The sequence below is a fragment of the Polaribacter sp. M10 genome (assembly GCF_054968445.1).
In genome coordinates, this window is sequence record NZ_JBSSBG010000002.1 from 148,832 (window position 1) to 161,763 (window position 12,932).

Annotated in this window: 16 protein-coding genes; 9 read left to right on the forward strand and 7 right to left on the reverse strand. The window is 29.5% G+C overall.

Annotated elements, in window-relative coordinates:
* Positions 1 to 34: 34 nt before the first annotated feature.
* Positions 35 to 2,608: a DNA mismatch repair protein MutS gene (mutS, locus tag ACWYN7_RS03375; RefSeq protein WP_462858674.1), complete on the forward strand. Its 2,574-nt coding sequence runs from the start codon at positions 35 to 37 to the stop codon at positions 2,606 to 2,608.
* 64 nt (positions 2,609 to 2,672) lie between these two features.
* Here the strand turns inward: mutS and ACWYN7_RS03380 are convergent, their stop codons facing one another.
* Entirely contained in the window at positions 2,673 to 3,170 is a 498-nt protein-coding gene (locus ACWYN7_RS03380) for a hypothetical protein (RefSeq protein WP_462858439.1), read from the reverse strand.
* A gap of 269 nt (positions 3,171 to 3,439) precedes the next feature.
* Here ACWYN7_RS03380 and tatA point away from each other — a divergent pair, with 269 nt between their 5' ends.
* A complete protein-coding gene (gene tatA, locus ACWYN7_RS03385) occupies positions 3,440 to 3,721 on the forward strand; it encodes a twin-arginine translocase TatA/TatE family subunit (RefSeq protein ID WP_462858440.1) in 282 nt (93 codons plus the stop codon).
* A 2-nt stretch (positions 3,722 to 3,723) separates the two neighbouring features.
* On the opposite strand, the gene ACWYN7_RS03390 is transcribed toward tatA, so the two are convergent.
* From ACWYN7_RS03390 to ACWYN7_RS03405, 4 genes are all read right to left on the reverse strand, one after another.
* Entirely contained in the window at positions 3,724 to 4,365 is a 642-nt protein-coding gene (locus ACWYN7_RS03390) for an O-methyltransferase (RefSeq protein ID WP_462858441.1), read from the reverse strand.
* Positions 4,366 to 4,496: 131 nt separating this feature from the next.
* The gene (locus tag ACWYN7_RS03395; protein ID WP_462858442.1) at positions 4,497 to 4,760 is read right to left on the reverse strand and encodes a hypothetical protein; all 264 of its coding nucleotides are present in this window, start codon (positions 4,758 to 4,760) and stop codon (positions 4,497 to 4,499) included.
* A gap of 3 nt (positions 4,761 to 4,763) precedes the next feature.
* The gene (locus tag ACWYN7_RS03400) at positions 4,764 to 5,330 is read right to left on the reverse strand and encodes a sigma-70 family RNA polymerase sigma factor (protein ID WP_462858443.1); all 567 of its coding nucleotides are present in this window, start codon (positions 5,328 to 5,330) and stop codon (positions 4,764 to 4,766) included.
* A 27-nt stretch (positions 5,331 to 5,357) separates the two neighbouring features.
* The gene (locus ACWYN7_RS03405) at positions 5,358 to 5,858 is read right to left on the reverse strand and encodes a nuclear transport factor 2 family protein (RefSeq protein WP_462858444.1); all 501 of its coding nucleotides are present in this window, start codon (positions 5,856 to 5,858) and stop codon (positions 5,358 to 5,360) included.
* A gap of 139 nt (positions 5,859 to 5,997) precedes the next feature.
* Here ACWYN7_RS03405 and panB point away from each other — a divergent pair, with 139 nt between their 5' ends.
* From panB to ACWYN7_RS03440, 7 genes are all read left to right on the forward strand, one after another.
* Positions 5,998 to 6,816 (forward strand): 3-methyl-2-oxobutanoate hydroxymethyltransferase, encoded by an 819-nt coding sequence (gene panB / locus ACWYN7_RS03410; RefSeq protein WP_459486129.1) that lies wholly within the window; start codon positions 5,998 to 6,000, stop codon positions 6,814 to 6,816.
* 116 nt (positions 6,817 to 6,932) lie between these two features.
* Positions 6,933 to 7,280 carry a four helix bundle protein gene (locus ACWYN7_RS03415; protein ID WP_462858445.1) on the forward strand — a complete coding sequence of 116 codons (348 nt, stop codon included), beginning with the start codon at positions 6,933 to 6,935 and terminating at the stop codon, positions 7,278 to 7,280.
* Positions 7,281 to 7,320: 40 nt separating this feature from the next.
* Positions 7,321 to 8,259, forward strand: coding sequence for a 2-hydroxyacid dehydrogenase (locus ACWYN7_RS03420; protein WP_462858446.1), 939 nt, complete (start codon positions 7,321 to 7,323; stop codon positions 8,257 to 8,259).
* 25 nt (positions 8,260 to 8,284) lie between these two features.
* Positions 8,285 to 8,743, forward strand: coding sequence for a DUF1801 domain-containing protein (locus ACWYN7_RS03425; RefSeq protein ID WP_462858447.1), 459 nt, complete (start codon positions 8,285 to 8,287; stop codon positions 8,741 to 8,743).
* A gap of 3 nt (positions 8,744 to 8,746) precedes the next feature.
* Positions 8,747 to 9,133, forward strand: coding sequence for a VOC family protein (locus tag ACWYN7_RS03430; protein WP_068361430.1), 387 nt, complete (start codon positions 8,747 to 8,749; stop codon positions 9,131 to 9,133).
* A gap of 38 nt (positions 9,134 to 9,171) precedes the next feature.
* Positions 9,172 to 9,531 (forward strand): hypothetical protein, encoded by a 360-nt coding sequence (locus tag ACWYN7_RS03435; protein WP_462858448.1) that lies wholly within the window; start codon positions 9,172 to 9,174, stop codon positions 9,529 to 9,531.
* Between the two features lie 4 nt (positions 9,532 to 9,535).
* Complete coding sequence (locus ACWYN7_RS03440; RefSeq protein WP_462858449.1) at positions 9,536 to 9,934, forward strand: DoxX family protein; 399 nt, start codon at positions 9,536 to 9,538, stop codon at positions 9,932 to 9,934.
* A 144-nt stretch (positions 9,935 to 10,078) separates the two neighbouring features.
* On the opposite strand, the gene ACWYN7_RS03445 is transcribed toward ACWYN7_RS03440, so the two are convergent.
* Positions 10,079 to 10,936: a class I SAM-dependent methyltransferase gene (locus tag ACWYN7_RS03445; protein WP_462858450.1), complete on the reverse strand. Its 858-nt coding sequence runs from the start codon at positions 10,934 to 10,936 to the stop codon at positions 10,079 to 10,081.
* Positions 10,937 to 11,049: 113 nt separating this feature from the next.
* Positions 11,050 to 12,927 (reverse strand): tRNA uridine-5-carboxymethylaminomethyl(34) synthesis enzyme MnmG, encoded by a 1,878-nt coding sequence (mnmG, locus tag ACWYN7_RS03450; RefSeq protein WP_462858451.1) that lies wholly within the window; start codon positions 12,925 to 12,927, stop codon positions 11,050 to 11,052.
* Between the last annotated feature and the right edge of the window lie 5 nt (positions 12,928 to 12,932).

The following is a 12,932-nucleotide window of genomic DNA, read 5'->3' on the forward strand; positions in this document are numbered from 1 at the left end:
GGCAAAACAGAAAGCGAAAAAGGTAACTCCTTTAATGAAACAGTACAATACTATCAAGAACAAATATCCTGATGCTATGTTGCTTTTTCGTGTTGGAGATTTCTACGAAACTTTTGGAGATGATGCTAAAAAAGCAGCTCAAGTTTTAGGAATTACCTTAACAAAACGTGGTGCAGGTTCAGATTCTGAAACAGCATTGGCTGGCTTTCCTCATCATTCTTTAAATACGTATTTACCAAAGTTGGTAAAAGCGGGAATGCGTGTTGCCATTTGCGATCAGTTAGAAGACCCAAAAATGACCAAAACCATTGTAAAACGTGGAGTTACAGAATTGGTTACTCCTGGTGTTTCTTTAAATGATGAAGTTTTACAAAGCAAAAGCAACAACTTTTTAGCGGCTGTTCATTTTGATAAAAAACAACTCGGAATTTCATTTTTGGATGTTTCTACAGGCGAATATTTAGTTGCTCAAGGAACATCAGAATATATTGATAAATTACTGCAAAATTTTAGTCCAAGTGAGGTTTTAGTTCAGAAACAAAACAAGCAAAAATTCTTAGAACTTTTTGAAAACAGGTATTATACGTTTTATTTAGATGATTGGGTTTTTCAAAAAGAATATGCCAACGAAACTTTACAAAATCATTTTGAAGTAAAAACGCTTAAAGGTTTTGGTGTTCAAGATTTAAAAAACGGAATTATTGCTGCTGGTGCAGTGCTGTATTATTTATCTGAAACACAACATAATCAATTAAAACACATTCAAAATATCAGCAGAATTGCTGAAGATAACTATGTTTGGATGGATCGTTTTACAGTTCGTAATTTAGAATTGTACAACCCAAATTCTGTAAATGCAGTAACGCTTTTAGATGTAATTGATAAAACCATTTCACCTATGGGTGGAAGATTGTTAAAACGTTGGTTGGCTTTGCCTTTAAAAAATATTGATGAAATTAAAAATCGTCATGAATTGGTAAAGTTTTTTATAGATTCTGATGAATTTTCGCAAACTGTAACCTATCAATTAAAACAAATTTCTGATTTAGAAAGACTCATTTCTAAAGTAGCAACTGGTAAAGCTTCACCAAGAGAAATTGTATTGTTAAAAGATTCTCTAAAAGCAATTTTACCGATAAAAATTGAAGCTGAAAAGAGTAAAAATAAAGCTGTTCAAAATTTAGGAAAACAACTCCATACTTGTGAAGATTTAATCACAAAAATTTCTGAAACCTTGTTTGATGATGCTCCTGTAAACATCAATAAAGGAAACGCAATTGCCAACAATGTACATCAAGAATTGGATGATTTACGTGCAATTTCATCATCAGGAAAACAGTTTTTAGATGAACTATTAGCGCGTGAAACTGAAGCTACAGGAATTACAAGTTTAAAAATTGCGTTTAACAATGTGTTTGGCTATTACATAGAGGTTAGAAACACACATAAAGACAAAGTTCCTGAACAATGGATTAGAAAACAGACCTTAGTTTCTGCTGAACGATACATTACTGAAGAACTAAAAGAATACGAAACCAAAATTTTAGGAGCAGAGGAAAAAATTGCCAAATTAGAGCAAGAAATTTTCTCGAAACTGTTGCAATATATCATTCAGTTTGTTGATATTGTACAAGAAAACGCACAGATTATAGCAAAAATAGATTGTTTGTTATCCTTTTCTGTATTGGCTGTAGATAATAATTACGTTCGTCCTATTATGGATGAAAGCACAGATTTAGACATTAAAAATGGTAGACATCCTGTAATTGAAAAACAACTTCCTATTGATCAAACCTATATTGCTAATGATGTTGTTTTAAACAGGAATCAACAACAAATTATAATGATTACTGGACCAAACATGTCTGGTAAATCTGCCATTTTACGTCAAACTGCCCTCATTGTTTTATTAGCGCAAATGGGTAGTTATGTTCCTGCTCAAAATGCAAAAATTGGGATTGTAGACAAGATTTTTACCAGAGTTGGTGCTAGTGATAATATTTCTATGGGAGAATCTACATTTATGGTAGAAATGAACGAAACTGCATCGATCTTAAATAACGTTTCTGAGCGCAGTTTAATTCTTTTAGATGAAATTGGTAGAGGAACCTCTACTTATGATGGAATATCGATTGCTTGGGCCATTTCTGAGTTTTTGCACGAACATCCATCAAAAGCAAAAACATTATTTGCCACACATTATCACGAATTGAATGAAATGACCACGACTTTTGAGCGCATTAAAAACTTTAATGTGTCTGTAAAAGAACTAGAAGACAACATTATTTTCTTACGTAAATTGGTTGCTGGAGGCTCTAATCATAGTTTTGGAATTCACGTAGCCAAACTAGCTGGAATGCCAAATATGGTAATTCATAGAGCCAATAAAATATTGAAAAAACTAGAAGAAAATAATAAAAATGCTGAAGTTAAAGATGTTTTAAAACAAACTCAAGAAGAAGAAATGCAACTCAGCTTTTTTCAGTTAGATGATCCTTTGTTAGAAAATATTAGAGAAGAAATTTTGGCTACAAATATTGATACATTAACACCAATTGAAGCTTTAATGAAATTGAATGAAATTAAGCGAATGTTGGTAAAAAAATAAAACCTAAAAGCATAAAGCCTTTAGGTTTTAGATTCTAGGGGTTTTTAGGGGTAATTGTATTTTTCTAAATAGACCTCTTTAATCTTAATAATTTGTTGGTAGCATTAATGTAGCCATTAAAAATGATTTCATTTTTAATTAGCTCATCAAAAGCATATAAAGATTCTCCAGAACCACCAATAATTTTATCTCCATTTTGTAAAACGGTGTTTTTAAAATTTTGGTCTGTATTAAAACCATCTAAAGCAATGGCATCTTGGTATTTTTTAATTTGAATGTTTTCTTGAGAAATTAAATTTTTTCTTCCAGTAGTTTTATCTAAAAGATAAACTTTAGCATTTATATTATTTGCTCCTCTAATCTTTTTAACAAGATCAGTTTCTACATAAAACATAAAATCTGAATTTGGTCTACATTCAAACTGTTGCTTTGTAAGTAGTTCGTCAATATTAATTCCGTCTAAACTTAAGGTAGGTTTAATTGTTGTGTGTTCTTTTATACTAAATGATAATATACCAATTAGTACCACAGCTAGCGCTGCGACTTTCTTTAGGGGTCTCATTTTAAGGGGTTTAAGGGTTTCTGAAGCAAAGTTACACTTTTTTATAACATATACAAATTATGTTAAAGTTAAAAAACCGTTATCAAAAACCAGTAAACACATATATATTATATTGTTTTACAGTTATTTACGTATTTATAAAAATTAAAACTATAGAATAAAAAACTAAAAAACATAAAAATAAAGACTGTAAAAATGCGAAACTGCGTTTTTTTTAACATCGTTTTTTTAAAAAAACTATAAGAATTACTATTATCTTTGCAATAGTTATGAACATACATTTTTTATTTATTGGTGCTCCAGAAGTTTTTATCATACTATTAATTGTAGTAATGGTTTTTGGTGCAGATAAAATACCTGAAATTGCCAGAGGATTAGGTAAAGGAATGCGTCAAGTAAAAGATGCAACCAACGAAATTAAGCAAGAAATTAACAACAGCTCTAAAGAAATTGGTGTAGATACAGATCTTACGAAAGACATCCATAAAGAAATTAAGGGTGTTAAAGAAAATATCGACGATTTAACGGGTCCTATAAAAAGAAATATGTAAGTTTATTTTACTCTACTTACAGTTAATCCGTCTCTTATTGGCAACAAAACAGTTTCTATTCTAGAATCGTTATTTAGCAAGGCATTATAGGCTAACAATATTTTTGTGTCTTTGTCTTTAGGATGTAACTCTTCTACAATTTTTCCACTCCAAAGCACATTATCAGATAAAATAATTCCTCCAGGATTCATTTTTTCAATAATTAAATGAAAGTAATTGATGTAATTGGATTTGTCTGCATCAATAAAAACCAAATCGAAATTCTCTTTTAGTTCTGGGATAATTTTTGTTGCATCTCCAACAATCTGTGTAATTTGATTTCTATAACCCGATTTTTCGAAATACTTATTTTGTAAAGTTTCTAATTCTTCGTTTTTATCTATTGTAATTATTTTACCTTTTGTTGATAAACCTTCGGCTAAACACAATGCAGAATACCCTGTATATGTACCAATTTCTAAAATTGTTTTGGGTTGAATTAATTTTGATAGCATAGACAACACTCTACCTTGAAAAGCACCACTTAACATTCTAGGATTTAACACTTTTTGCCAAGTTTCTTTGCTTAATTCTTTTAATAAATTAGGCTCTTGTTGCGAATGCGCTACAACATAATTGTCTATTTTTTCTGGTAAAAAGTGCATTTAATAAGTGTTTTACTAATAATAAATAAGCTTTCAAAAATATAAAAAAAACGGAACCTATATTTCTATAAATTCCGTCAATCTAACAAAAAATCAAAAATACGGTTTTGATAAAACCGAAAAAACTTCTTTTATACTTTAATATTTTTAAGCTTTTCTTTTAATTCTAATTTATCTTCTTCACTCATACAATGTTGTAAACTTTTACAATTTTTTGCATGACTTTTATAAATTTTAGTCAATTTCATGTTCTGTTTCGTGTATTTTAAACAAATTTTACAAACTAAAAAGTGAAGGTTTAATTTAACTTTTTCTAAAAATGTTGCTTCACCATATTGGTTTTTATCACAAATGGCTGTAGCTTCATCGCAAGTTAAAACAAATTTTTTGAACATATCTTAATTATTAAACCAATTATCTTCCATACACTTTCTTAATTGAGTTCTGGCCCTGTGGATGATAACCCATAAATTTGACGCTGTTATGTCTAGTTCCTTACAAATTTCTTCGGTTTCAAATTCTTGAATGGTTTTCATTCTAAAAACCATAGCGTATTTTTCTGGTAAATTATCTATACAAACGTCTATTTGGCTTTTTAATTCTTCATTTTCTATGGTTTTTTCTGATGCATTATCCCAACTTTGTGGTACACGTTCTTCTAACCAACTTCCTTCATTTTCGCCATCATTATAAAAGTTCATTCTAATTTCGGCTTGTCCTTTCTTAGAATTTATTTTTCTATAATGGTCTATTACTTTTCTTTTTAAGATGGATACTAACCAAGTTCTTTCTGTAGATTTTCCTTGAAAATTCTTTGCAGATTTTAATCCTGCAAAAAAAGTTTCTTGTACCAAATCTTTTGCCAAATCACTGTTATTAACACGTACAACAGCATAATTAAACAGGTAATCTGCATAATTATCTATCCATTTATTTGGTGCTAAAGTAACTTCTGTTTTAGGCATCTTAAATTTAAAAAATCAAATATAATGCTATTTTTTTTCTTTTAATACCTTACAACTTTCTCTTCTTCGCATATCTACCAAATAAATAATTTCCCATGTGCCATTATTATAAAATAGTTGAAAAGAATTGGCTCCACAATGACTAAAATTGCCATTAAAATAAAACTCATAAGGTGTCCATACAGAAGCTAAATTTCCATCAATCTTAATATCAAAAGACAATAATTTTTCTAAATACATATGCTCAGGATTTTTATTTGCTACAGAGGTTAACAATTGTTGTTTAGAATCTGTTTTTAGAATATTTTCTCCTTTTTTACTAGTAGATGTTGTTTGTATTTTAACATCCTTATGCAACGTACTTTTTAGCAAAGTACTATCACCTTTGTGTAAGCCATCAAAAAAAGTTTCGATTACCTTTTTTATCTCTAAAGCACTTTTATTGTACTCTTCTGCACTTGGTTTTTCTTGGGCTGTAAGTGTTATCGAAAAAAAAAGAAGTATTAAATAAGTAATAATTTTTTGCATTGTACATCAATTTTAAAGCTCTAAATTTAATTAAATAACTGAAATACAATAGAAATCAAAATCAAATTAACGAATTATTAACTGGTTAAACATCTGCTTTTATTTCTTACTTTTACCAAAGTCTAAAAATCTAAAAAATATGTCGACAGCAAAAAAACAGTACAAAAGAATTACTGTAAAATCTTTGGTAGATATGAAAGCAAATGGAGAAAAAATCTCGATGTTAACAGCTTACGATTATACCATGGCAAAGATCTTAGATAAAGCAGGTTTAGATGTGCTTTTAGTAGGTGATTCTGCTAGTAATGTTATGGCTGGTCATGAAACTACGCTGCCTATTACATTAGATCAAATGATTTATCATGCAAGCTCTGTTGTAAGAGCCATAGAACGTTGTTTGGTTGTGGTAGATTTACCTTTTGGTAGTTATCAATCAGATCCAAAAGAAGCTTTACGTTCTGCCATTAGAATTATGAAAGAATCTGGTGCTCATTCTATAAAATTAGAAGGTGGTAAAGAAATAAAAGAATCTATAAAACGTATTTTAAATGCAGGAATTCCTGTAATGGGTCATTTAGGATTAACACCACAATCTATCTATAAATTTGGTACTTATACTGTAAGAGCTAAAGAAGAACAAGAAGCAGAAAAATTAATGCAAGATGCGTTAATGTTAGAAAAAATAGGTTGCTTTGCACTTGTTTTAGAAAAAGTACCTGCTGCTTTGGCACAAAAAGTTGCTGAAGCTATTTCTATACCAGTAATCGGAATTGGAGCAGGAAATGGTGTTGATGGACAGGTTTTGGTTACGCATGATATGATTGGAATGACGCACGAATTTAATCCTCGTTTTTTACGTAGGTATTTAGACTTGTTTTCTGATATGACTGGTGCTTTTGAAAGTTATGTAGATGATGTAAAGTCTGGCGATTTTCCTAATGATAAAGAACAGTATTAAAATAAAATATTAGAATATTAGAATATTAGAATATTAGATTGTTAGATTGTTAGATATTTAAATTTCTCTTATAAGTCTTCTATCTAACTATCCAGAAATCTAGGTATCTAAAAGCTATGCATCGTTATAAAGAGTTGAAATTTTGGCAAGCAAGTAGAACATTTTGCAAAGAAATTTATCAAATAACCGATCAATTTCCTCAATCTGAAAAATTTGGTTTAGTATCTCAATTAAGAAGAGCAAGTGTTTCTATTCCTTCAAATATTGCTGAAGGAGCTTCAAGAAAATCTAACAAAGATTTTAATCGTTTTTTAATGATTTCTCTTGGTTCTTGTTATGAAATAGAAACTCAATTATTACTTTCTTTTGATTTAGGATTCATTAATAAGCTAGAATTAGAAAAATTAAATGACACTTTGCATCAAATTATTAAGATGATGTCAAAATTTAGTTCCACTCTATAAATCTAAAATTCCAACAATCTAACAATCTAACAATCTGTATATGAAAATTCTTCATTTAGATACAAATCACCCTTTATTAATAAATCAACTGAATGATTTAGGATTTCAAAATGATGAAGATTATACTTCAACAAAACAAGAAATCGAAGCCAAAATTCATTTGTATGATGGTTTTATCATTAGAAGTCGATTTAAAATTGATAAAGCTTTTTTAGACAAAGCCACAAACCTAAAATTTATTGGTAGAGTTGGTGCCGGTTTAGAAAATATAGATTGCGATTATGCAACATCAAAAAACATTACACTAATTGCTGCTCCAGAAGGTAATAGAAATGCTGTTGGCGAACATGCTTTAGGAATGCTTTTATCACTTTTTAATAAATTAAATAAAGCTGATCAAGAAGTTAGAAATGGAAAATGGTTGCGTGAAGAAAACAGAGGAATTGAACTCGATGGAAGAACTGTAGGGTTAATTGGTTATGGAAATATGGGAAAATCTTTCGCAAAAAAATTACGTGGTTTTAATGTTGATGTAATTTGTTACGACATAAAACCTAATGTTGGTGATGCCAATTGTAAACAAGTTACTTTATCAGATTTACAAGCTAAAGCTGATGTTTTAAGTTTACACACTCCACAAACTGAGCTTACTAAAAATATGATAAATGCAGAATTTATTAATAATTTTAAAAAGAATTTTTGGTTGATAAATACTGCACGTGGAACATCTGTAGTTACCAAAGATTTGGTTGATGCTTTACAAACGGGTAAAATTTTAGGTGCTGGTTTGGATGTTTTAGAATATGAAAAGTCGTCTTTCGAAAACTTATTTTCTGATGATAAAATGCCAGAAGCTTTTCAATACTTAATCCATTCAGAGAAGGTGCTTTTATCTCCTCATGTTGCTGGCTGGACAGTTGAAAGCAAAGAAAGATTGGCACAAACAATTGTTGATAAAATACAAGCAAATTTTTGTTAACTTGTTGTCATCAAAAAATGATGTTATGCAATACAAAGCAAATTCACCAGAAGAGTATATTTCTCAAGTTCCAGAAGAACGAAAAGAAACTTTACACAAATTAAGAAAAACCATAAAAGACAATTTACCTGATGGTTTTGAAGAAGGTATGCAATACAACTTTATCAGTTATTTTGTACCTCATTCTATTTATCCAGATGGTTATCATTGCAACCCAAAAGAACCTTTACCTTTTATGAGTTTTGCATCACAAAAAAACTCTGTTAACTTTTATCATTCAGGTATTTACGCTAATCAAGATATTTATGATTGGTTTGTTGCAGAATACCCAAAACATTGTAAACGTAAGTTAGATATGGGTAAAAGTTGTGTGCGTTTTAAAAAAATGGAAGAAATTCCTTATGAATTAATTGCAGAATTAGTACGTAAAATATCTGTAGACGATTGGATAAATACATACGAAACTGCTTTAAAAAAGAAATAAAATATGAAAAATAGAGTTACAGGAATTGGAGGGTTATTTTTTAAATCTGATGATCCAAAAGCAGCAAAAGATTGGTACAAAAAACACTTAGGTTTTAATACTGATGATTGGGGTTCTACCTTTTGGTGGAAAGACAAGCAAGGCAATGACGCTTCTACGCAATGGAGCCCTTTTGCCAAAAAAACAGATTATTTTGAACCTTCTAAAAAAGACTTTATGTTTAATTATAGAGTCGAAAATTTAGTAGAATTGTTATCAGAATTAAAAAAAGAAGGTGTTACCATTGTTGGTGAAATGCAAGAATTTGAATACGGTAAATTCGGTTGGATTTTAGATAACGAAGGTAATAAAATAGAACTTTGGGAACCTGTAGATCAGGCTTTTAAATAAATTTAATAAGTAATTAATTAACTATAAATCAGATTATTATGTTGTATAAAAAAGGTAATTTATACCATAGACCAACTCAAGAAACTGCACAAAATTTTAGCGAAAACACTCAAAATAGTACCTCTAAAATTAAAGATGGAGCTAAAAGTGTAATTGATGGTGCAAAAGAAAAAATTAATGAAACTTTTACTGATGAAAACATAGAAAAAGTAAAACAAAAGGCCACTGAATTTACAGATGATGCTAAAGAAGCTTTTGATATTATTTCTGAAAAAGGATCAGAATTTGCACATGAAGCTGCAGAACATTTGGCTGATTTTGCAGAAGATGCTCAAGAAGAAATTAAAGAAGCTACAGCCAAAGTAAAAAACTTCTTAAAGAAGATTACTAGTAAATAAGTAGATGAAGTTTTTATCTAACTATCCAACAGAGATTTTAATTCTCTTATTTTTAATAATCACATTTTTTTTATCTGCTGTTGAAAAGTTGTTCGATTGGAAAGGTACTATTTCTTTTATCAAAAATCATTTTAAAAACTCACCTTTAAAAAATAGTGTTCCTTTATTATTAGCTATTCTTTTAGGAATAGAAATAATTGCAACACTTTTAATGATGATAGGAGTTTATCAAATTTATAATTCCGAAACAAAAGAAATTGCTTTACTAGGTTTAGAGCTTTCTGCAATCAGTTTAATTTTTATGCTCATTGGGCAACGTCTTGCAAAAGATTATCCAGGAGCAATGAGCTTAGGTGTCTATTTTATCATTACCCTTTTAGGTGTGTATTTATTAAATAACTAAAATCTATGAATTTATAAATTCTCTATAAGTTTTTATTATATAAAAACCCCTTAAAACGTAAGTTTTAAGGGGTTTTATTTATTTATCAAGGTATTTCTGCTATTTTAAAAATAAATTAAATTTTAAACTATTTAAAATCCGTTTTTACTTCTTTTTAAGTACATATATTAAAGAAGAATACTCATTTGTGCTTTTTGCACTTAAATTCGATTTGAATCCTGTAAAAAATGCAGAAATTGGTTTCATAGCTTTAGACTTATATTTTTCACTTAACAAAGAAACATAGTAAGCATCAAACTTCATTGGTAATGTTTTTTCTACAATCATATTTTCTTTAGCAAATAATTTGGCAATTGATGTTTGAGAAAAATGCCATAAATGTCTAGGCACATCAAAAGCAGCCCAAAATTGTTGATAATGTTTTGCATCGTAACTTTTATAATTTGGCACAGCAATGATTAATTTACCATTTTTAGTAAGTAAGTTTTGTAAAGTAGAAATGTACTCTTCTAAATGTTCTACATGTTCTAAAACATGCCAAAGAGTAATTACATCAAATTGATGATTATTAAATTTTGATAGATCTTCTTCTAAAGTTATTCCTTTTTTTAAAGCAATATTTCTTGCTCCAAGATTTGGTTCTGATCCAAAAACATTCCAAGAATTGGTTGCACAAACTTTTAAAAAATCTCCTGTACCTGCTCCAACATCTAAAATGTTTTTAGAAGAAGTATTAAAAGAATTTATCAATTTTAGTTTTCTTTTTAAGGTGATGTTTTTTACAGATTGATACACTTTATCAAACAAAGATTTTTTAGAATCTGTGTGGGAAATATAATCTTCGCTTTTATAATAATCTCCTAAATTTTTTGGAACAGGAACTGTAACTAACATCTCAAACTCCTCATTCTTTTTTACTTGATAAGCTTCACCAGAAACCGTAAAATCTTTACAGTCTAAAAAAGGTTTTAAATCTTTATAAAAATCAATTTTGTTATTCATTTATAATCATCTTAAAATTGAAATTCCTGCCTAAGCAGGAATTAAATATTGTGTTTTTTTTCTGATAAATTTTAATTTGTTCCACGAGGAACATCTATTAAATTACAGATAAATTACCTACCCATATACACTAATAATACAGAAATATCACTTGGCGATACTCCACTAATTCTACTTGCTTGAGAAATAGAAGTTGGTTGAATTTTACTTAATTTCTCTCGTGCTTCAAAAGATAAAGATTTTACTTTTTGATAATTAAAACTAGAAGGAATCATTACATTTTCTAATCTATTTAACTTATCAGCATTATTCTTTTCTTTAGCTATATAACCCGAATATTTTAGGTAAATTTCTGCTTGTTCTATAACCTCTTTATCAATATCATTATCATTTATAAAAGTGCTTAGTTTATCGACATTTTTAAAATCAGAAAAATCTAATTGAGGTCTAGCAGCAATTTTAAAAAGCTTCATAGATTGATTTACCAATGCTAAATTTTTAGCTTCTAAAATAGGATTTATTTCCTCTTGCTTAACACTTGTTTTTTCTAAAAACTGAATTAATAAATCTGTTTTTCTTTGCTTTTCTAAAACACGATCCATTCTTTCTTTAGAAGCTAAACCAAGTTCAAAAGCTTTTGGAGTTAATCTTAAATCTGCATTATCTTGCCTTAATAAAGTTCTATATTCTGCTCTAGAGGTAAACATTCTATAAGGCTCTTCTGTACCCTTTGTAATTAAATCATCGACTAAAACACCAATATAAGCTTCGTTTCTTTTTAAAATAAAAGGCTCTTTTTCTTGTACTTTTAAAGCAGCATTTACACCAGCCATTAATCCTTGAGCTGCGGCTTCTTCGTAACCTGTTGTTCCATTAATTTGACCCGCAAAAAATAAATTCTTAATCAGCTTTGTTTCTAAAGAATGTGTTAGTTGCGTTGGTGGAAAATAATCGTATTCTATAGCATAACCATATCTAAAAAACTTTACATTTTCGAAACCAGGAATAGCTCTTATTGCTTTGTCTTGAATGTCTTCTGGTAGCGATGTAGAAAAACCATTTACATACATTTCGCAAGTGGTCCATCCTTCTGGTTCTACAAATATTTGATGCCTTTCTTTTGTTGCAAAACGATTAATTTTATCCTCTACTGAAGGGCAATATCTAGGTCCTGTAGATTTAATTCTACCATTAAACATCGGAGACCTATCAAAGCCTTCTTTTAATAATTCGTGTACCTCTAAATTCGTATACGTTAAATAACAAGAACGTTGTTTGGTTAAATTATTAGTAATTGGCAAATAAGAAAATTTCTCAGTATTTTCATCTCCTGGTTGTTCTATCATTTTAGAATAATCTAAAGAACGACCATCAACTCTTGGTGGTGTTCCAGTTTTCATTCTACCAGCTTCAAAACCTTTAGCAACTAAATCTTCAGTTATTCCTGTAGAAGCTCCTTCTCCTGCTCTACCACCACCAAATGTTTTTTCTCCAATATGGATTAATCCATTTAAAAAAGTACCTGCAGTTATTACAACAGTTTTAGCTTTTATCTCTAAACCTAAAGCAGTTTTAACTCCAATAATTTTATCATCTTTAAACAATAAACCATTTACAGAATCTTGATAAAAATCTAAATTTTCAGTTTGCTCTAACATGGTTCTCCAACATTCTGCAAACTGCATTCTATCAGATTGTGCTCTTGGACTCCACATAGCAGGTCCTTTGGATTTATTTAGCATTTTAAACTGAATAGCTGTCTTATCTGTAACAATAGCACTATACCCTCCTAAGGCATCAATTTCACGAACTATTTGTCCCTTTGCAATACCACCCATTGCAGGATTACAACTCATTTGTGCAATATTTTGCAAATTCATTGTAATTAATAAAGTGTGTGCACCCATATTTGCAGCTGCAGCAGCAGCTTCACTTCCTGCATGGCCTCCACCTACTACAATAACATCGTATGTTGTTGAAAATAAACTCATTTTTT

Bases quoted from the DNA above. Each gene is read 5' to 3' on its own strand.
- mutS (WP_462858674.1), top strand. From the start codon at position 35: ATGAAACAGTACAATACTATCAAGAACAAATATCCTGATGCTATGTTG.
- ACWYN7_RS03380 (WP_462858439.1), bottom strand. From the start codon at position 3,170: ATGAGACCCCTAAAGAAAGTCGCAGCGCTAGCTGTGGTACTAATTGGT.
- tatA (WP_462858440.1), top strand. From the start codon at position 3,440: ATGAACATACATTTTTTATTTATTGGTGCTCCAGAAGTTTTTATCATA.
- ACWYN7_RS03390 (WP_462858441.1), bottom strand. From the start codon at position 4,365: ATGCACTTTTTACCAGAAAAAATAGACAATTATGTTGTAGCGCATTCG.
- ACWYN7_RS03395 (WP_462858442.1), bottom strand. From the start codon at position 4,760: ATGTTCAAAAAATTTGTTTTAACTTGCGATGAAGCTACAGCCATTTGT.
- ACWYN7_RS03400 (WP_462858443.1), bottom strand. From the start codon at position 5,330: ATGCCTAAAACAGAAGTTACTTTAGCACCAAATAAATGGATAGATAAT.
- ACWYN7_RS03405 (WP_462858444.1), bottom strand. From the start codon at position 5,858: ATGCAAAAAATTATTACTTATTTAATACTTCTTTTTTTTTCGATAACA.
- panB (WP_459486129.1), top strand. From the start codon at position 5,998: ATGTCGACAGCAAAAAAACAGTACAAAAGAATTACTGTAAAATCTTTG.
- ACWYN7_RS03415 (WP_462858445.1), top strand. From the start codon at position 6,933: ATGCATCGTTATAAAGAGTTGAAATTTTGGCAAGCAAGTAGAACATTT.
- ACWYN7_RS03420 (WP_462858446.1), top strand. From the start codon at position 7,321: ATGAAAATTCTTCATTTAGATACAAATCACCCTTTATTAATAAATCAA.
- ACWYN7_RS03425 (WP_462858447.1), top strand. From the start codon at position 8,285: ATGCAATACAAAGCAAATTCACCAGAAGAGTATATTTCTCAAGTTCCA.
- ACWYN7_RS03430 (WP_068361430.1), top strand. From the start codon at position 8,747: ATGAAAAATAGAGTTACAGGAATTGGAGGGTTATTTTTTAAATCTGAT.
- ACWYN7_RS03435 (WP_462858448.1), top strand. From the start codon at position 9,172: ATGTTGTATAAAAAAGGTAATTTATACCATAGACCAACTCAAGAAACT.
- ACWYN7_RS03440 (WP_462858449.1), top strand. From the start codon at position 9,536: ATGAAGTTTTTATCTAACTATCCAACAGAGATTTTAATTCTCTTATTT.
- ACWYN7_RS03445 (WP_462858450.1), bottom strand. From the start codon at position 10,936: ATGAATAACAAAATTGATTTTTATAAAGATTTAAAACCTTTTTTAGAC.
- mnmG (WP_462858451.1), bottom strand. From the start codon at position 12,927: ATGAGTTTATTTTCAACAACATACGATGTTATTGTAGTAGGTGGAGGC.